The following is an 18,498-nucleotide window of genomic DNA, read 5'->3' on the forward strand; positions in this document are numbered from 1 at the left end:
ATCCTTCTTATTGCGATCGCTTTTAGCATCGCGACGAAGCCGCGCAAGCACACGTGACTGTTGCGCAACGCCCTCTGGTTGTTCCATGCTGTCCCTGCAAGGAGACGCCGTGGACGCCATCAACAGAAGCGTGGAGCTGACCGAGGCCGAGCGGATCGACCGCCTGCGGCTGATCCGTTCCGACAATGTCGGGCCGCGCACCTTCCGCTCGCTGGTCGATCATTTCGGCAGCCCGCGCGCTGCGCTGGAACGGTTGCCTGATCTCGCCCGCCGCGGCGGCGCGGCGCGATCGGGGCGCATCTGCAGCGCGGACGAAGCGAAGGCCGAGCTCGCCGCGAGCCGCAAGTTCGGCATCGCCTGGCGCGCGCCCGGCGAGGACGGCTATCCGGCGCGGCTGGCGATGATCGACGACGCGCCGCCGCTGCTCGCCCTGCGGGGCGACACCAAGACCCTGATGCGGCCGATGATCGCGATCGTCGGCTCGCGCAATGCGTCCGGCGCCGGACTCAAATTTGCCGGCCAGCTCGCGCGCGAGCTCGGCGAAGCCGGCTTCGTGGTCATCTCCGGGCTCGCCCGCGGCGTCGACCAGGCCGCGCATCGCACCAGCGTCGAGACCGGCACGATCGCGGTGCTCGCCGGCGGCCATGACTGCATCTATCCGCCCGAGCATGGCGACCTGCTCGCTGCGATCCTCGACCATTCGGGCGCTGCGATCTCCGAGATGCCGCTCGGCCACGAGCCGCGCGCCCGCGACTTTCCCCGGCGCAACCGGCTGATCTCGGGCGCTTCGCTCGGCGTCGTCGTGGTGGAGGCCGCGCACCGCTCGGGCTCACTGATCACGGCACGAATGGCGGCCGAACAGGGCCGCGAGGTGTTCGCAGTCCCGGGCTCGCCGCTCGATCCGCGCGCCGCTGGCACCAATGACCTGATCAAGCAGGGCGCAACGCTCGTCACCGAAGCCGCCGACATCATCAACGCGGTTCAGCCGATCATGGAGCGGCCGCTGATGCACCCCGCGGGCGAGCCCAACAGCGAGCCGTTCGAGAGCGATCCGCAAAGCCATGATCGCGACCAGATCACCGCCCTGCTCGGCCCGGTCCCGATCTCAATCGACGACCTCGTCCGGATGTCCGGCGCCTCGCCTGCGATCGTGCGCACCGTGCTGCTGGAGCTCGAGCTCGCCGGCAAGCTCGAACGTCACGGCGGCGGATTGGTGTCGCTGCTATAGCGTCTCCACTTGTCATTCCGGGGCGCGACGAAGTCGCGAGCTATGATGCGCAATTGCGCATCTGAGAATCCATTCATCCACTTGATCCGCGGCCAAATGGATTCCAGTCTCCCTCGCTTCGCTCGGGCCCAGGAATGACGGATTGGGGGTAGCAACGCTAGTCTAACCCCCGTTACGCTCGTCGAAGCGCGCTCGTGCCGCCTCGATCTGCACCAGATGCGCGATGGCCCACTCGCCAAGCGCTTTCACCGGCTGCTCGAGACCACGGCCCAGATCGGTCAGCTCATAGTCCACCCGCGGAGGGATGGTCGGAAAGATCGTGCGCGTGACGAGGCCGTCGCGCTCGAGGCCACGCAGCGTCAACGTGAGCATCCGCTGCGAGATGCCGTTGATCATGCGCTTCAGCTCATTGAAGCGCTTTGGCCCGTCGCTCAGCATCATGATGACGAGCACGCTCCATTTGTCGCCGACGCGGGACAACACGGAGGCGACGCCGCGGCAGTCCGCGTGGTTGGGATCCGGCAAGGGCCTTTGATCCGGCCTTGGATCCAGCCTCGGCGGAACAGGCATTTCGATGTTCGCAGGTTTCAATGATGTGCCCATGGCTCAAAAAAGTGCGTTCTTGCGGGGATTTCGATAGTCACTCATGTAGTGCTGGTTACAAACTTATACCAGGGTGACCCCACATGAAACTCCTCCATATCGACTCCAGCGTGCTCGGCCCGCACTCCGTCAGCCGGCAGGTGTCCGCCGCCATCGTCGACCGTCTCAAGCAGGCGACGCCCTCGCTCGAGATCGTCTATCGCGACCTGACCGAGACGCCGTTCGCGCACCTCTCCGGCGCGCACCTCGCCGCCGCGCAAGGCGCGCCTGCGCCGGCGGAACTCGGACCGGACCTTGCCGCGAGCGCGGCCGCGCTGGAGGAATTCCTGGCTGCCGACATCGTCGTGATCGGCGCTCCCATGTACAACTTCACCATTCCCAGCCAGCTCAAGGCGTGGATCGACCGCATCGCCGTCCGGGGCAAGACGTTCAGCTACGGGGCGAATGGGCCGCAGGGTCTTGCCGGCGGCAAGCGCGTGATCCTGGCCATCTCGCGCGGCGGCTATTACGGTGCAGGCTCGCCGGCCGCGGCGCTCGAGCATCTCGAAACCTACTTGCGCAGCGTGTTCGGCTTCATCGGGATCGATCCCGAATTCATCAGCGCCGATGGCATCCAGGTCGGGCCGGAGCACCGCGAAAAGGCGATTGCAGGCGCGCTCCAGGCGGCCGCCAATTTGCGCGCTGCTTAACACTCGCACCGACGATACCAGCCGCTGCCGTACTCCGGCGGCGGCTGACCTCGCTAAAACCAGGCGCCCTGCATGCCCAGGATGACGGCAACCAGCGAAACGAACAGGCCGATGCCGGAGAAAAGGGCCACCCCGATAAACTCGGAGGTGTCGGAGCGTTTGGCGGGAATGGCGGAACGTTCGGTGAAAATACGCGGTGCTGAAATCGACGAAAAAATGCGAGCTGCCTTCGGCATCACGGGCTCCCATGAAATCGGGTCTTGTGACCCCCTGCCCGTAAAAAGGTCTGTGCAACGCAAGCGATGGTTCAACACTCACGCAAAGGTTTAGAAAATAGGTCGCACAACGCGACGGAACCGGCCGGCGCAACCGACATGGCGGCGCCGACCGATTCAATTTTCACTTCACTTGATCAGCCGCGATAGATCGGCGCGCCGCTCGGCGAGGCCACCGCGCCGCCGTCGACGAAGATTTCCTGGCCCTGCACATGCGCGGAATCGTCGGAGGCGAGGAACAGCACCGTCTTTGCCACGTGATCCGTTTCACCGAGGCGGCCGAGCGGCGTCGACAGCGCAATCCGCTTCTCGAACGCCTTCTCGGCTTCGGGCGTTGCGGTCGCGGGCCCCCAGATCGGGGTGCGGATCGCACCGGGCGCGACGACGTTGACGCGGATGCCGCGCGACGACAGCTCCGAGGCCATGATCCGCGCCATCGCCCGCACGCCGGCCTTCGCCGCGCCATAGGCCGAGTAGCCGGGAATGCCGAGCACCGAGATCACCGAGCCGTTGAGGATGATCGAGGAATTGTCGTTGAGATAGGGCAGCGCGGATTGAACGGTGAAGAACACGCCGGTCAGATTCGTGCTGATCACCTTCTCGAACACCTCTGGCGTCGCCGCTCCCAGCGGCGTGCCGCCGGCGATGCCGGCATTGGCGAACACGATATCGAACTTGCCGAATTTCTCTGCGCCCTGCTTGATCGCAGCTTCCGTCGCCGCAATGTCAGTCGCATCGGCCGGCAGCGCGAGCGCGTTCGGCCCAAGCTCCTTGCCGGCCGCCGCCAGCGTCTCCTTGTTGCGCCCGGTGATCACCACCTTGGCGCCCTCGGCCACGAACAGTTTTGCCGTCGCCAGTCCGATGCCGCTATTGCCGCCGGTGATCAGGGCCGTCTTGTCCTTCAGTCTCACGCTCGCCTCCATTAGTTGCATGATGAAACTATGTTGCCATCTAGGCCATTTGGTTTTATGATGCAACCACACAAGCGCGTGATCGGCGCTTGGATCGTGCGAACGCGATGGGACGAACGGAAATGGTGAAACGGACGAGCTTTGCCGGCGATGCCTGCCCGATCGCGCGGTCGCTGGATGCGCTCGGCGACTGGTGGTCGCTCCTGATCATCCGCGAGGCGCTGTTCGGCGTTCGCCGCTTCGGCGAGTTTCAGAACAAGCTCGGCATGGCCAAGAACATCCTGGCGGCGCGGCTGCGATCGCTGGTCGATCACGGCATTCTGGAAACCGCCCCCGCCTCCGACGGCAGCGCCTATCAGGAATATGTGCTGACGCCGAAGGGCCGCGGCACCTTCCCGATCCTGGTCGCGCTGCGGCAATGGAGCGAGGAGTTCGACGACCGTCCCGAGGAGATCGCGACCATCCTGGTCGACCGCGAGAAAGGACGGCCGGTGAAGAAGCTGGAAATGCGCGCCGAGGACGGCCGCCTGCTCAGCCCGGCCGACACCACGCTAAAGCCGCGGCCGGCCCCGCGACGAAGGTCGGCGTGATAAGCCTAAGTGCGTCCACACCGTCATTGCGAGCGGAGCGAAGCAATCCAGACTGCCTCCACGGAAAGACTCTGGATTGCTTCGCTGCGCTCGCAATGACGGGGTTTAGAGCAGCGGACCCAACTGCCCCTTCACGACAGCTTGCGCTTGGTCCGGAGCCGCAGGTGCTCGTCGGCCTCGAGCTGCGTCATGCCTAAGAGATAATGCAGCACGTCCAGCTTGTGGCGCTCAGCAAGCTTGCGTAAGGCCCCGGTCTGCTCAGCGATGAAGGCCACGGCCTCGTCCGCACCGCCCTCCCCCGGTTCCTCGTGACGCGAGCCCACCCGCACGCCGGATCCGGCGCGCGCCCGTTTCTTTCCCGGCCTGGTCACCAGAACCCCACCCGAATCCATGCCCCGACAGGACATTACGCCCACATCATCCGCAACTCCAAGGTGGTATTTTGCAACTTTTTCGATATGAAACTTTTCCCATCGCGGCAGCTTTCAACACCCCGCGATTTGACAGGGGCCCGCTCACCACCCATGTTCGGGTCGAAACGGCCGACCCGAATCCTTTCGCTTTCGGCCCAAGATTTCCCCGTAAGTTACTGGAACTACATGAATATCGTTATCGTGGAGTCGCCGGCGAAAGCCAAGACGATCAACAAGTATTTGGGCTCGTCCTATGAGGTTCTGGCCTCGTTCGGCCATGTCCGCGATCTCCCGGCGAAGAACGGTTCCGTCGATCCGGACGCCAATTTCAAGATGATTTGGGAGGTCGACCCCAAGGCGGCCGGCCGGCTCAACGATATTGCCAAGTCGCTGAAGGGCGCCGACCGCCTGATTCTCGCGACCGACCCCGATCGCGAGGGCGAGGCCATCTCCTGGCACGTGCTGGAGGTGATGAAGGAGAAGCGCGCGCTGAAGGATCAGAAGATCGAGCGCGTCGTGTTCAACGCCATCACCAAGCAGGCCGTCTCGGAGGCGATGAAGCATCCGCGCCAGATCGACGGCGCACTGGTCGACGCCTATATGGCACGCCGGGCGCTCGACTATCTGGTCGGCTTTACCCTCTCCCCCGTGCTGTGGCGCAAGCTGCCGGGCGCCCGCTCGGCCGGCCGCGTGCAGTCGGTGGCGCTGCGCCTCGTCTGCGACCGCGAGCTCGAGATCGAGAAATTCGTGCCGCGCGAATATTGGTCGCTGATCGCAACCCTGCTGACGCCGCGGGGCGATGCCTTCGAGGCCCGCCTCGTCGGCGCCGACGGCAAGAAGATCCAGCGCCTCGACATCGGCACCGGCGCGGAAGCCGAAGACTTCAAGAAGGCGCTGGAACTCGCCTCCTACGCCGTCACCGCGGTCGACGCCAAGCCGGCGCGGCGCAATCCGCAGGCACCCTTCACCACCTCGACCCTGCAGCAGGAAGCCAGCCGCAAATATGGCTTTGCGCCGGCGCACACAATGCGCATCGCCCAGCGTCTCTATGAGGGCATCGACATCGGCGGCGAGACCACCGGACTCATTACTTATATGCGTACCGACGGCGTGCAGATCGCCCCCGAAGCGATCACCCAGGCGCGCAAGGTGATCGGCGAGGATTACGGCAACGCCTACGTGCCGGATAGCCCGCGCCAGTACCAGGCCAAGGCCAAGAACGCCCAGGAAGCGCACGAAGCGATCCGCCCGACCGACCTCACCCGCCGCCCCGACAGCATGAGCCGCAGGCTCGATGCCGATCAGGCCAAGCTGTACGAATTGATCTGGAAGCGTACCATCGCGAGCCAGATGGAATCTGCCGAGCTCGAACGGACCACCGTCGACATCACCGCGAAGGCGGGCTCCCGCACGCTGGAGCTGCGCGCCACCGGCCAGGTCGTCAAGTTCGACGGCTTCCTCGCGCTCTATCAGGAAGGTCGCGACGACGAGGAGGACGAGGATTCCCGCCGCCTGCCCGCGATGAGTCCGAACGACGCCCTGAAGCGGCAGTCCCTGTCCGTCACCCAACATTTCACCGAGCCGCCGCCGCGCTTCTCGGAAGCATCGCTGGTCAAGCGTATGGAAGAGCTCGGCATCGGCCGACCCTCGACCTATGCCTCGATCCTGCAGGTCCTGAAGGACCGCGGCTACGTCAAGCTGGAGAAGAAGCGCCTGCACGGCGAGGACAAGGGCCGCGTCGTGGTCGCGTTCCTCGAGAGCTTCTTTGCCCGCTACGTCGAATACGATTTCACGGCAAGCCTCGAGGAGCAGCTCGACCGCATCTCCAACAACGAGATCTCCTGGCAGCAGGTGCTGAAGGATTTCTGGACCGGCTTCATCGGCGCCGTCGACGACATCAAGGATCTGCGCGTCGCGCAGGTGCTCGACGTGCTCGACGACATGCTGGGCCAGCACATCTATCCGCCCCGCGCCGATGGCGGCGATATCAGGCAGTGCCCGAACTGCGGGACCGGCCGGCTCAATCTCAAGGCCGGCAAGTTCGGCGCCTTCGTCGGCTGCTCGAACTATCCCGAATGCCGCTACACCCGTCAGCTCGCCGCCGACGGCGAAGCGACTGCTGACCGTTCGCTCGGCCAGGATCCCGAGACCGGTCGCGATGTCTGGGTCAAGGCCGGCCGGTTCGGCCCCTACATCCAGCTCGGGGAGCAGAAGGATTACGAGGAAGGCGAGAAGCCGAAGCGCGCGGGCATCCCCAAGGGCACCTCGCCCAGCGACGTCGATCTCGAGCTTGCGCTGAAGCTGCTGTCGCTGCCGCGCGAGATCGGCAAGCACCCGGAAACCGGGCAGCCGATCACGGCCGGCCTCGGGCGCTTCGGGCCGTTCGTCAAGCACGAGAAGACCTATGCCAGCCTGGAGGCCGGCGACGAGGTGTTCGACATCGGCCTCAACCGCGCGGTCACGCTGATCGCGGAGAAGGTCGCCAAGGGCCCGAGCCGCCGCTTCGGCGCCGATCCCGGCAAGGCGCTCGGCGATCATCCGAGCCTCGGCACCGTCACCGTGAAGAGCGGCCGTTACGGCGCCTATGTCACCGCCGGCGGCGTCAACGCGACCATCCCCGCCGAGTTCGAGAAGGACACCATCACGCTGCCGCAGGCGATCGCGCTGATCGACGAGCGCGCGGCGAAAGGCGGCGGCAAGGCCAAGAAGGCTGCAAAGCCGGCCAAGGCCAAGAAAGCATCAGAGAAGGCGGCGGACGGCGAGGACGCCGGGCCGAAGCCAAAGAAGCCGGCTGCGAAGAAAGCCGCGGCCAAATCCAAATCCGAATCCACCAGCAAGGCGCGCGCCGCCGTGCCGTCGACCGCAAAAACGTCGCCGACCAAGGCAGCTGCCACCAAGAATCCAGCGAGTACTCCGGCCAAGAAGAGTGCCGGCAAGACCTGAGATCAAGAATTAGAGGCTAAGTGAAACCAAAGACAGACCGTGGCTTTCCCGACCGGCAAGCCATCGTCGCCTTCATCAAGGCAAATCCGGGAAAGGTCGGGACTCGCGACATCGCGCGCGAGTTCGGCCTCAAGAACGCCGATCGCGCCGAGCTCAGGCGTCTGCTGCGCGAGCTCGCCGACGACGGCATCATCAAGAAGAAGCGCCACAAGGTCTCCGAGCCGGACGCGCTGCCGCCGACGCTGCTCGCCGACATCACCGGCCGCGATTCCGACGGCGAGCTGATCGCCTCTCCCGCCGAATGGGACGAGGTCGAGAACGGCGAACCGCCAAAGATCCTCATCGAGATGCCGCGCCGGCCGAGGCCCGGCACCGCCGCCGGAATCGGCGACCGCGCGCTGCTGCGCGTCGAGCGCAGCGATGATGACGAAGGTCCCGCCTATCGCGGCCGCATCATCAAGGTCATCGACAAGGCCAAGAGCCGCATCCTCGGCGTGTTCCGCGAGCTCCCCGAAGGCGGCGGGCGGCTCGTCCCCGTCGACAAGAAGATGGCCGACCGTGAATTGAACATCGCCAGGACCGATGCCGGCGGCGCCGAGGACGGGGACCTCGTCAGCGTCGACATCGTCCGCAGCCGCGGCTTCGGCCTCGCCTCCGGCCGGGTGAAAGAGAAGCTCGGCTCGGTCAAGTCCGAGAAGGCGATCAGCCTGATCGCGATCTACGCCCACGACATTCCCTTGCAATTCTCCTCCGCCGCCGAGCGCGAGGCGGAGGCGGCGGAGCCCGCCAATCTGAAGGGCCGCGAGGACTGGCGCGACGTTCCGCTCGTCACCATCGATCCGCCGGATGCGAAGGATCATGACGACGCGGTGCATGCCGAACCCGATCCGGATCCGAACAACAAGGGCGGCTTCATCGTCAACGTCGCCATCGCCGATGTCAGCTTCTACGTCCGCCCCGGCACGGCGCTCGACCGCGATGCGCTCGACCGCGGCAACTCGGTTTATTTCCCCGACCGCGTCGTGCCGATGCTGCCCGAGCGCATCTCCAACAATCTCTGCTCGCTGGTACCGGGCGAGCCGCGCGGCGCGCTGGCGGTGCGCATGGTGCTCGGCCCCGACGGCCGCAAGCGCTCGCACAGTTTTCATCGCATCCTGATGCGCTCGGCGGCCAAGCTCGCTTACGCGCAGGCGCAGGCCGCGATCGACGGCCGGCCTGACGACACCACCGGTCCGCTGCTCGATCCGATCCTCAAACCGCTCTATGCCGCCTATGCCTGTGCCAAGCGCGCGCGCGACGAGCGCGATCCGCTCAATCTCGACCTGCCCGAGCGCAAGATCCTCTTGAAGAGCGACGGCACTGTCGACCGCGTCGTGGTCCCCGAGCGTCTCGACGCGCACAAGCTAATCGAGGAGTTCATGATCCTCGCCAATGTCGCCGCAGCGGAGACATTGGAGAAGAAATCGCTGCCGCTGATCTACCGCGTGCACGACGAGCCGACGCTGGAAAAGGTCCACGCGCTCGCGGAATTCCTGGAGACGCTGGACGTTCCCTTCGCCAAGTCGGGCGCGCTGCGCCCCACCACGTTCAACCGCGTGCTGGCCCAGCTCGAAGGCCACGACTATTACCCGCTGGTGAGCGAGGTGGTGTTGCGCGCGCAGGCGCAGGCGGAATATTCCTCGGAGAATTACGGCCATTTCGGCCTGAACCTGCGCCGCTATGCCCATTTCACCTCGCCGATCCGCCGCTATGCCGACCTCGTCGTGCACCGCGCGCTGGTGCGTGCGCTCGGCCTTGGCGAAGGCGCCCTGCCCGACAGCGAGACGCCGGAAAGCTTGAGCGAGGTCGCCGCTCATATCTCGCTGACCGAGCGGCGCGCCATGAAGGCGGAGCGCGAGACCGTCGACCGGCTGATCGCCCATCACCTCGCCGACCGCATCGGCGCCAGCTTCCAGGGCCGCGTCTCCGGCGTCACCCGCGCCGGTCTCTTTGTCAAACTGGCTGAAACTGGCGCCGACGGCTTGATCCCGATCCGATCCCTCGGCACGGAATATTTCAACTATGACGAGAGCCGCCATGCCCTGGTCGGCACCCGCAGCGGCACCATGTACCAGCTCGGCGACGTCGTCGACGTCCGCCTGATCGAGGCCGCTCCGATCGCGGGCGCGCTGCGCTTCGAGCTGCTGTCGTCCGAGAGCGACAAGGGCCAGCGCGAGCGCAGGCCGCTCCGTCCGCAGCGCAAATCGTCCAAGCCGCATCCCGGACGCAGCCCGGATAGAAAACGCAAGCCGGAGAAGCAAAAGTCCGGCAAGGGAAAGAATGCCAAAGGCAAGAACAAAGGTAAGGGCAAGAAGGGCAAAGCGTGGTGACGATGAGCACGGCCCCGAAGATCTGGACGCGCGAGAGCGGCCTCATTGAGAAGCGCGATGTCTTTGCTGCGATGAAACGCGGCTTCCGCGGCCGCTGCCCGCGCTGCGGCGAAGGCAAGCTGTTCCGCGCCTTCCTGAAGACCGCCGATCATTGCGCCGAATGCGGCCTCGACTTCACCCCGCATCGCGCCGACGATCTGCCCGCCTATCTCGTCATCGTCATCGTCGGCCACATCGTGGTGCCCGCCGTGTTGTGGATCGAGACCAACTACACCACGCCGGTCTGGATCAGCTTCGCGGCCTATCTGCCCTTCACCTTCGTCGCCTCGCTTGCGCTGCTGCAGCCCGTGAAGGGAGCTGTGGTCGGCTTGCAATGGGCTCTGCGCATGCACGGGTTTGACGACAACCCTCCGGATGGTATTCCGCCGGTGTAGGCAAATAAGAAGAGTTCGGGTGAGGACATGACGGATATTGCGCAGGTTGCGGAAAAGGCAAAGGTCCACGAGGAAAAGGAAGCCGATCATCATCCCTACTTCCGCCCGAAGGATGCGGCGACGCTGATCCTGGTCGACCGCAGCGGGGCCGTTCCGAAAGTGCTGGTCGGCAAGCGTCACGACAAGGTGGTGTTCATGCCCGGGAAGTTCGTGTTTCCCGGCGGGCGCGTCGACAAGGCCGATTATCGCGTGCCTTGCGCCGCTCCCATCACTGCCGAGTTAGAGGCCAATCTCGCCAAGGGCAGCCCGAAGACGCCGGCCTCGCGCGCGAAATCGCTCGCCATTGCCGCGATCCGCGAGGCCTGCGAGGAGACCGGCCTCTGCCTCGGCCGCAAGGCCGAAGGCAAGGTGCCGAAGCTCGACGGCCCCTGGAAGCCGTTCGCCGATGCCGGCCTGCTGCCCGATCCCTCCGGCCTGTTCCTGATCGCGCGCGCGATCACCCCGCCCGGCCGCGTCAAGCGCTTCGACACGCGCTTCTTCACCGCCGATGCCTCCGCGATCACCCATCGCGTCGAGGGCGTGATCCACGCCGATGCGGAGCTGGTCGAATTGGTCTGGGTCGAGCTCGGCTCAAAACCGCTCGCCGACCTGCATCCGATGACGCGCAACGTGCTCAACGAGCTCGACAACCGCCTCGCCACCGGCCCGCTCCGCCACGACGCGCCGGTGCCGTTCTTCCATTTCTACGGCGGCAAGATGCAGAAGGATGTTTTGGGCTAGCCTCAGCGCGCCGATCCCTCATCTCGTCATTCCGGGGCTCGCCGCTGCGCGGCGCCCCGGAATGACGTGCTGAAGGAGCTGCCAAAAACAAAAAATTCTTCTCGGCCATCCCGATGGCGGAGTTCCCGCCCGCACCTATGTCTTTCCGAACGACAATGAAAAAGGACACCGGGCGATGGCACAACGGCAACTCAAGCTTGGCGCGTTCATGCGCCCGATCAGCATCCACACCGGCGCCTGGCGCTATCCCGGGGCCTGGCCCGACGCCAATTTCAATTTCTCGCACATCAAGACGCTGATCCGAAAGCTCGAGGCCGGCAGGTTCGACGCCTTCTTCATGGCCGATCACCTCGCCGTCTTGAACATGCCGATCGACGCGCTCAAGCGCAGCCACACGGTGACATCGTTCGAGCCATTCACCCTACTGTCGGCTTTGTCAGCCGTGACCGAACGCATCGGCCTGATTGCGACGGGCTCGACCACCTTCGATGAGCCCTACCACGTCGCGCGCCGCTTCGCCTCGCTCGACCATCTCAGCGGCGGCCGCGCCGGCTGGAATATCGTCACCACCTCGAACCCGGACGCCGCGCTGAATTTCGGCCTCGACGATCACATGGAGCATGCCGAGCGCTACAGGCGCGCCCGCGAGTTCTACGACGTCGTCACCGGCCTGTGGGATTCCTTCGCCGACGATGCCTTCGTGCGCGACGTCGAGAGCGGTCTCTTCTTCGATCCCGCCAGGATGCATACGCTGGACCACAAGGGCAAATACTTCAAGGTGCGGGGGCCCCTCAACATCGCCCGCCCCGTGCAGGGCTGGCCGGTGATCGTGCAAGCCGGTGCCTCGGAGGACGGCAAGCAGCTCGCGGCCGAGACTGCGGAAGCCGTGTTCACCGGCGGCGGCAGCCTCGCCGACGGGCAGAAGCTCTACGCCGACATCAAGGGCCGCATGGAGACAATCGGCCGCGACCCCGAACACCTCAAAATTCTTCCTGGCGCCTTCGTCGTGGTCGGCGACAGCGTCGATGAGGCCAAGGAAAAGCGCGCCTTGCTCGACAGCCGCGTGCATTATGACAGCGCCATCGCCTCGCTCTCCGTCATCCTCGGCACCGATGCCTCGACCTTCGATCCCGACGGGCCGCTGCCCGAGATCCCCGAGACCAATGCCAGCAAGAGCGGCCGCCAGCGTCTGGTCGATCTCGCCGCGCGCGACAAGCTCACCGTGCGCCAGCTCGCCCAGCGCGTCGGCGGCTATGGCGGGCTGTCCTTCGTCGGCACCGCCAAAACCATCGCTGATCAGATGGAGGAATGGCTGGTCGGGCGCGGCTCCGACGGCTTCAACATCATGTTCCCGTTCCTGCCCGCCGGCCTCGACGATTTCGTCGACAAGGTCGTCCCCGAGCTGCAGAGGCGCGGGATTTTCCGGAAAGAGTATGAAGGGGCCACTTTGAGGGAGAATCTGGGCCTGCGGCGGCCGAAGAACCGGTTCTTCGAGGCCTGATCGGGCCGATTTGGGTGGTTTTGCGGGCTAGAGCCCCTACCGGGGCTCCAGGTTGTTGTTTTTGGCGCGTTTTCTCGACGCGAACCGGTGCCCACTTCGCTGGAAAACGCTTCGAAACCTTGACTTCGAGCCGTTTCTGGCTAGGTTGCCGGCCAACGCGGGCCGTTTGGCCGGCTCCAGATTCCTTTCATTCCTGAGGTTCAGAACATGGCCAAAGCGGTCACCATCAAGGTCAAGCTCGTGTCCTCGGCCGACACCGGCTTCTACTACGTCGCCAAGAAGAATTCGCGCACCATGACCGACAAGCTGGTCAAGAAGAAGTACGATCCGGTCGCGCGCAAGCACGTTGAATTCCGCGAAGCCAAGATCAAGTAAGACGATCAAGTAAGACGATAGGCGCAGCGTTGAAGCGTTTTGCGGGGCCCTGACGGGCCCCGTTGTCGTTTCGGCTCGCGCATCGCAGGGGCAAGCGATCAGGTGCCGCGCTGCATCGAGAGAACGAGACCAAGCTGATATGCTCCCATCGTCTCTGCGGAATGTCGCAAAAGGCTGCTCAATGACTGCATGTGGCGACAGCACGCGTCGCACGCCTCCGCGAGCGCCTGCCTGCGACACTCGGGCGCGAGAAAGGAACCCGCTTGAGCCATAATTGTTGAGCCACGATCATCGAGCGGCTATCTTTCGCGAGCGAACCTCTTGCGTAACCGCTCGGCTGACATGATGGGAGAATCGCATGCGCACCGCCCTGCTCATCGTCGTCATGGTCATCGGATTTTCTTCCGCAGCAAAGGCTGAGCGTGAATATCCCTGGTGCGTCTTTGGCGGCCACCTCGGCTATCCCGGCGAATGCATGTACTCGACGCGAGAGCAATGCCTGGCGTCGGCGTCCGGGCGATGGAACATGTATTGCGATGTGAACCCGCGCGTGAGGTTCAAGCAGCCGGCTCCGCCCCGGCAGCGCTGATCGTGGTGCGCACGCTTGCCTGTCTCCTCTTCGCATTGCTCCCGATGTGCGCGCCGAGGCTAGCCGCAGCACAGCGGTTCGCCGGCAACGCTCCGGTATGCCTTCAGAGGTGGGAATGGGGCGGCATGACATGGATTTCCTGCCAGTATCGTTCATGGGACGAGTGCAGAGCGAGCGCTGCAGGCCAGTCGGCGATGTGCCTGGATAATCCTTATGTGCAACCACCGCTCCAGCCAGGCCGCAGCTCGCGTCCCCGCTAGGGCCAGCGGATGATCGGCCCCGGCCGAGTGCCGATCCAACCATCGCTACATCCTGATGACAGCGAGAAATCGGCAGCCGCTGGTCAGGCGAGCGGCCGGATGTTCTGGTTCATCCGGAAGAAGTTCGTAGGGTCGTATTTCGCCTTGATCTGCTGCAGGCGCCGGTAGTTCCGCCCGTAGGCAGCGGCGACGGGATCGTCTGTCTCGTCGTCATCGAGATAATTGACATAGCGTCCGGACGCAAAGAAGGGTCGCATCCTTTCATAGGTCGCGCGTGCCCACGAGATGCTGCGGCTGGTATCGCTGGCCTGCGTCCATTGCGCGAGGATCAGGAAATTGTAGCCCTCCTGCCGATGCACAAATGCCGTATCCCCGGCACCCACGCGGGCCGCGGCACCGTGGATGTGCTCGAGCAGCAGCTGCCCCATCGGAGTCGGGCAGCGGGCGAAACATTCGATCATCGTCGCAATCGCACCATCGCTCAGCTCCGTGAGGAAGTTCGACTTCCAATAGTTGAAGGCGCCTTTCGGATAGTTGGCGTCGAGCATCCGGTTGAGCTCGCAATAGGTCATCGGTCCGACTGCATCCAGAATCGGAGGCCCGAACTGTTTCAGCGGCTGCATCGCTCGTTCGGCCTCGGCGACTGGACCGCAGTGGCTGGTGACCAGGGCCGCGACCTCCCTGCCGGACCCGTCGGGCGCATGGGTCAGGGATGCGAACAGCATGTGCTCGTCCGTGAGCGATCGCGTGCTGGTCCGGAAAAATTCCAGCACGTCGCGGGAACGCTCGATAGGGTGGACGATCGGACCGCCGGTGATGATCGGCCCGACCGTATGGAGGTCGTATTCGAGGCTAGTGGCAATCCCGAAGTTTCCGCCGCCGCCGCGCACCGCCCAAAACAGATCGGGCTGCTCTTGCTTGCTGGCCCGCACAATCTTGCCATCGCCCATGACGAGTTCGACAGCCCGCAGATTATCCAGTGCGAGGCCGTACTTGCCCATCAGCCACCCCAGTCCTCCGCCGAGCGTCAGGCCCGCGATGCCGGTGGTCGAGACCACGCCGCCGGTCACCGCAAGTCCGTGAAGCTGCGTTTCTCGATTGAACTCGCCCCAGGTGACCCCGCCCTGCGCCCAGCCGGTCTTGCCGACAGCGTCGACCCGGACCCCCTTCATGGGTGAGAGGTCGATCATGATCCCGCCGTCGATGGTTGCGCGCCCGGCCACATTGTGGCCGCCGCCGCGAACCGCGACCTCGAGGCCGAGCTTGGCAGCAAGTGCCACGGCGTCCACGACATCGGCTACACTGCGGCACCTGGCAATCAATGCTGGCCGTTTGTCGACCAGCCCGTTGTGAACCTTGCGCGCCTCGTCGTAGCCTTCGTCCGCTGGTTTGAGCAGTTCTCCTCCGAAGGAGGCACTAAGTTCGGCGGCAGCGCTGGCGACAGATGCGATGGCCATGTCATGGGCTCCTCAGCTTGACCTGCCATATCCTCGATCGCGGGCGGTCTCGGAGCAAATCCGAAGAATTCAGGTGACGATGAATTGATTTCACCTACACTGGCCGCATGCACAAGCTGCCGCCTCTGATCGAACTCCGCGCTTTTGAAGCGGCCGCTCGTCATCTGAGCTTCAAGAAAGCCGCGGCAGAACTCGGCGTCACGCCGACCGCGATCAGCCACCAGATCGGCTTGCTCGAGCAATATTGCGGCCGTGCCCTGTTCCGGCGCAGACCACGTCCGCTGTCGTTGACCGACGCGGGCGCGCGGCTGTTTCCCGCTATTCGCGGCGGGCTCGAGGCGTTTGCCGCTGCCATTGCGTCCGTCAAGCAGGAAGGTGACCAGCAGCCCCTCCGGGTGACGACGACCAATGCGTTCGCCAGCCGCTGGCTCGTGCCCCGCCTGCCCCTGTGGCGGAAGTTGCATCCCGACGTGCCGCTGGAAGTGATCGGCACTGACACCGTGCTCGATCTGCAGGCCGGAGATAGTGACGTTGCCATTCGCTATGCGACCAGCCGCGTACCGCCGACCGACGGGATCGTCGATGAGCTCTTCAGCGATACGTTCTGGCCGGTCTGCAGTCCGGATTTGCTTTCAACGGGACGCCTGAAGAAACCAGTCGACCTCGCAAAGCATGTTCTGATCCACTCCTATTGGTCGCCGGCCGATCGTGAGCCACCGACGTGGCAGAGATGGCTCGCTGCGGCCCAGCGGAGATGGCGCGAGGTGCCCCAATACAAGGACCTGCAGCACTTGAGTTTCCGGGAAGAACTGCACGCCATCGAGGCGGTGATCAGTGGGCAGGGCGTCGGGATCTTTAGTGATGTACTCGTGGCACACGACCTCGCCGCCGGCACGCTCGTGAAGGCATTCTCGTTGAACCTGCCCGGCTACGGCTTTTATGTGGTCAGCAGGCCAAGCCATCCGCGCGCGCGGACCATTCGGGTCTTTTCGCAGTGGTTGCGGTCGAGCACCTGATCCGGTTCCAAAGCTCGCCCTCGCCTACGCCGTCCGCAACACCGGCGGCTGCGACGGCCTGACCAGCGCGAACGCGACCTGCACGATGCCGCCGGCAAGGCCGAGCGCGACGCCGATGCGCCAGGCCATGGTGTAGGAGCCGAGCGCGTCGTAGAGCAGCCCTCCGCCGTAGGCGCCGAGGAAGCTGCCGATCTGGTGGCTCATGAAGGCGAGGCCCTGGATCATCGCCTGCCAGCGCAGGCCGAACATCTCGGCGACCGCGCCCGCGACCAGCGGGCCGACGCCCATCCACAGGAAGCCCATGATCGCGCCGAACAGCAGCGTCGACAACGGGCTTGCCGGCAGCATGAAATACCAGGCCAGCGCGAGCGAGCGCAGGATGTAGATCCCGCCAAGCAGCGCCAGCTTGTTCCAGCGCTGGCCGGCCCAGCCGAAGAACAGCGAGCCCAGCACGTTGAAGCCGCCGATCATGCCGAGCGTCTGCGCGCTCAGCATCGGGTCGAGGCCGCAGATGGCGAGATATGACGGCAGGTGCGTCGTCAGGAACACGAGCTGCATGCCGCAGACGAGATAGGCGCAGGTCATCACCACGAAGGAGGCATTGCCGAACGCGGTTCTCGCCGCGGTCACAGCCGTGGCGTCGTCGATCTCGTCGGCGGCCGGCTTCGGCAGCGGGACCTGGTCGACGCGCCCAGCGTACCACGCGGCCGGAATCATCAGCACCGACATGATGACGAAGCCGGCGAGCCCGACGCGCCAGCCAAAGCCCTCGTTGAGCATCTGCCCGATCGGGGCCGACAGCAGCGCGCCGAGCGAGCCCGCGCCGGAGACGATGCCGAGCACCGTCGAGCGCACCGTCTCAGGCACCGCGCGCGCCGCCACCGACATCGCGATCGCGGCAGCGGTGCAGGCGAGCGAGGTCCCGATCAGCACGCCGGCGCCGATCATGATGCTGAGAAGTCCGTTTGCGGTTGCCATCAGCGCGAGGCCCCCGATGTACATCAGGGCGCCCGCGATCATGATCGGGCGGAAGCCGTAGCGCACGGTGAGTGCGCCGGCCGGCGGCTGCAGGAAGCCCCAGGCGAGGTTCTGCACGGCCAGCGCCAGCGTGAAATCCGAGATCGAAATGTGGATGTCCTGCGTCAGCGGCTGCATGAAGATGCCGAGCGACTGCCGCAGCCCCATGCTCAGCGTCAGCATGATCGAGGCGCCGATCAGGATCGGCAAGGTCGGACGCAGGACCTGCAGCAGGGGCATTCTTCTTCTCCCTTTTGGGCGCGGCACGCGTGCCGTCGTCTGCTTTTGCCGATGTTTTTGGGTACACAGACCTGTGTACTTAGGCTATAGATGGCCGGTGCTGTCAAGCGAAACAGGACGTTGAGCTCCGCATGGCTCCCCCGCCTGCCCCACAGACGATGAAAGAGCGGATCCTTCAGACCGCCGACAAGCTGTTCTACCTGCAGGGCATTCGCGCCATCGGCGTCGACACCATCGCGGCCGAGGTCGGCATCTCTAAGCGCACGCTCTACAACCACTTCCCATCCAAGGACGCGCTGATCGCGGCCTATCTCGAGCGCCGCTTCGTAGCTCAGCGCCCTTCCGACAAGCCGCCCGCCGAGCAGATTCTCGCCACCTTCGATTCGCTGGAGCGGCGCTTTGCGGCCAAGGATTTTCGCGGCTGCCCGTTCGTCAATGCGGTCGCCGAGCTCGGCCCCGCCGACCGCGCGGTGAAGAAGATCGCGATCGCCTTCAAGGAAAGCCGCCGCCTCTGGTTTCGCGACCGCTTGACCGAGCTCGGCGTTGCGGAAGCGGACGCGCTGGCGACGCAGCTCGTGCTGCTGGTCGACGGCTCCATCGCCCAGGACCTCGTGCGCGACGACCCCGCGATGGCGCGCGCCGCGAAGGAAGCGGCGAAGGTGCTGTTGCGCAATGCGGGCGTGGATGTGGGTGGTGATGCGACGCCGGTGAAGGGACGCAAGTCCACGCCGCAATAAACGCCGCCGTCCCAATCAGACTGCCTCGATCGTCGGCAATCTTCGCGCCAGCCCGGGCATGACGTCCGCCG

At 65.0% G+C, this 18,498-nt stretch carries 19 protein-coding genes; 13 read left to right on the top strand and 6 right to left on the bottom strand.

Going from position 1 to position 18,498, the window contains the following annotated elements:
- Positions 1 to 85: 85 nt before the first annotated feature.
- The gene (gene dprA, locus BDOA9_RS25305) at positions 86 to 1,228 is read left to right on the top strand and encodes a DNA-processing protein DprA (RefSeq protein WP_042336758.1); all 1,143 of its coding nucleotides are present in this window, start codon (positions 86 to 88) and stop codon (positions 1,226 to 1,228) included.
- Positions 1,229 to 1,390: 162 nt separating this feature from the next.
- Here dprA and BDOA9_RS25310 read toward each other — a convergent pair whose 3' ends face one another.
- Complete coding sequence (locus BDOA9_RS25310) at positions 1,391 to 1,831, bottom strand: winged helix-turn-helix transcriptional regulator (RefSeq protein WP_025036755.1); 441 nt, start codon at positions 1,829 to 1,831, stop codon at positions 1,391 to 1,393.
- A gap of 83 nt (positions 1,832 to 1,914) precedes the next feature.
- On the opposite strand from BDOA9_RS25310, the gene BDOA9_RS25315 reads away from it, so the two are divergent.
- Positions 1,915 to 2,520: an FMN-dependent NADH-azoreductase gene (locus BDOA9_RS25315; RefSeq protein WP_025036756.1), complete on the top strand. Its 606-nt coding sequence runs from the start codon at positions 1,915 to 1,917 to the stop codon at positions 2,518 to 2,520.
- 53 nt (positions 2,521 to 2,573) lie between these two features.
- Here the strand turns inward: BDOA9_RS25315 and BDOA9_RS25320 are convergent, their stop codons facing one another.
- Together BDOA9_RS25320 and BDOA9_RS25325 are read right to left on the bottom strand one after the other, a co-directional pair.
- Positions 2,574 to 2,756: a hypothetical protein gene (locus tag BDOA9_RS25320; protein ID WP_025036757.1), complete on the bottom strand. Its 183-nt coding sequence runs from the start codon at positions 2,754 to 2,756 to the stop codon at positions 2,574 to 2,576.
- A 176-nt stretch (positions 2,757 to 2,932) separates the two neighbouring features.
- Positions 2,933 to 3,706, bottom strand: coding sequence for an SDR family oxidoreductase (locus tag BDOA9_RS25325; protein ID WP_025036758.1), 774 nt, complete (start codon positions 3,704 to 3,706; stop codon positions 2,933 to 2,935).
- A gap of 122 nt (positions 3,707 to 3,828) precedes the next feature.
- On the opposite strand from BDOA9_RS25325, the gene BDOA9_RS25330 reads away from it, so the two are divergent.
- Complete coding sequence (locus BDOA9_RS25330) at positions 3,829 to 4,296, top strand: winged helix-turn-helix transcriptional regulator (protein WP_025036759.1); 468 nt, start codon at positions 3,829 to 3,831, stop codon at positions 4,294 to 4,296.
- A 131-nt stretch (positions 4,297 to 4,427) separates the two neighbouring features.
- Here BDOA9_RS25330 and BDOA9_RS39500 read toward each other — a convergent pair whose 3' ends face one another.
- A complete protein-coding gene (locus BDOA9_RS39500) occupies positions 4,428 to 4,571 on the bottom strand; it encodes a hypothetical protein (RefSeq protein ID WP_244521521.1) in 144 nt (47 codons plus the stop codon).
- Between the two features lie 324 nt (positions 4,572 to 4,895).
- Between BDOA9_RS39500 and topA the strand changes: the two genes are divergently transcribed.
- The 8 genes from topA (at position 4,896) to BDOA9_RS36895 (ending at position 13,960) form a co-directional block, all read left to right on the top strand.
- Positions 4,896 to 7,652, top strand: a complete 2,757-nt coding sequence (gene topA / locus BDOA9_RS25340; RefSeq protein ID WP_025036761.1) for a type I DNA topoisomerase — start codon at positions 4,896 to 4,898, stop codon at positions 7,650 to 7,652.
- 20 nt (positions 7,653 to 7,672) lie between these two features.
- Positions 7,673 to 10,021 carry a ribonuclease R gene (gene rnr, locus BDOA9_RS25345; RefSeq protein ID WP_025036762.1) on the top strand — a complete coding sequence of 783 codons (2,349 nt, stop codon included), beginning with the start codon at positions 7,673 to 7,675 and terminating at the stop codon, positions 10,019 to 10,021.
- Complete coding sequence (locus BDOA9_RS25350) at positions 10,015 to 10,455, top strand: DUF983 domain-containing protein (protein WP_025036763.1); 441 nt, start codon at positions 10,015 to 10,017, stop codon at positions 10,453 to 10,455. Before rnr ends, BDOA9_RS25350 begins: the two co-directional genes overlap by 7 nt.
- Positions 10,456 to 10,482: 27 nt before the next feature.
- Entirely contained in the window at positions 10,483 to 11,235 is a 753-nt protein-coding gene (locus BDOA9_RS25355) for an NUDIX hydrolase (protein WP_025036764.1), read from the top strand.
- Between the two features lie 175 nt (positions 11,236 to 11,410).
- Positions 11,411 to 12,736 carry an LLM class flavin-dependent oxidoreductase gene (locus BDOA9_RS25360; protein WP_025036765.1) on the top strand — a complete coding sequence of 442 codons (1,326 nt, stop codon included), beginning with the start codon at positions 11,411 to 11,413 and terminating at the stop codon, positions 12,734 to 12,736.
- A gap of 207 nt (positions 12,737 to 12,943) precedes the next feature.
- A complete protein-coding gene (gene rpmG, locus BDOA9_RS25365) occupies positions 12,944 to 13,111 on the top strand; it encodes a 50S ribosomal protein L33 (protein ID WP_007603295.1) in 168 nt (55 codons plus the stop codon).
- Positions 13,112 to 13,469: 358 nt separating this feature from the next.
- Complete coding sequence (locus BDOA9_RS25370; protein WP_025036766.1) at positions 13,470 to 13,700, top strand: DUF3551 domain-containing protein; 231 nt, start codon at positions 13,470 to 13,472, stop codon at positions 13,698 to 13,700.
- Positions 13,631 to 13,960 carry a DUF3551 domain-containing protein gene (locus BDOA9_RS36895; RefSeq protein ID WP_340162398.1) on the top strand — a complete coding sequence of 110 codons (330 nt, stop codon included), beginning with the start codon at positions 13,631 to 13,633 and terminating at the stop codon, positions 13,958 to 13,960. Before BDOA9_RS25370 ends, BDOA9_RS36895 begins: the two co-directional genes overlap by 70 nt.
- Positions 13,961 to 14,043: 83 nt before the next feature.
- On the opposite strand, the gene BDOA9_RS25375 is transcribed toward BDOA9_RS36895, so the two are convergent.
- Positions 14,044 to 15,417: an FAD-binding oxidoreductase gene (locus BDOA9_RS25375; protein ID WP_025036767.1), complete on the bottom strand. Its 1,374-nt coding sequence runs from the start codon at positions 15,415 to 15,417 to the stop codon at positions 14,044 to 14,046.
- A 107-nt stretch (positions 15,418 to 15,524) separates the two neighbouring features.
- On the opposite strand from BDOA9_RS25375, the gene BDOA9_RS25380 reads away from it, so the two are divergent.
- Positions 15,525 to 16,433, top strand: coding sequence for a LysR substrate-binding domain-containing protein (locus BDOA9_RS25380; protein WP_025036768.1), 909 nt, complete (start codon positions 15,525 to 15,527; stop codon positions 16,431 to 16,433).
- A 24-nt stretch (positions 16,434 to 16,457) separates the two neighbouring features.
- Here the strand turns inward: BDOA9_RS25380 and BDOA9_RS25385 are convergent, their stop codons facing one another.
- Positions 16,458 to 17,690 carry an MFS transporter gene (locus BDOA9_RS25385; protein WP_025036769.1) on the bottom strand — a complete coding sequence of 411 codons (1,233 nt, stop codon included), beginning with the start codon at positions 17,688 to 17,690 and terminating at the stop codon, positions 16,458 to 16,460.
- 131 nt (positions 17,691 to 17,821) lie between these two features.
- Here BDOA9_RS25385 and BDOA9_RS25390 point away from each other — a divergent pair, with 131 nt between their 5' ends.
- On the top strand, positions 17,822 to 18,427 hold the full coding sequence (locus tag BDOA9_RS25390) for a TetR/AcrR family transcriptional regulator (RefSeq protein WP_025036770.1): 606 nt from the start codon (positions 17,822 to 17,824) through the stop codon (positions 18,425 to 18,427).
- Positions 18,428 to 18,498 lie beyond the last annotated feature (71 nt).

Origin of the sequence: Bradyrhizobium sp. DOA9, assembly GCF_000617845.2 — a bacterium.
Lineage (GTDB): Bacteria > Pseudomonadota > Alphaproteobacteria > Rhizobiales > Xanthobacteraceae > Bradyrhizobium.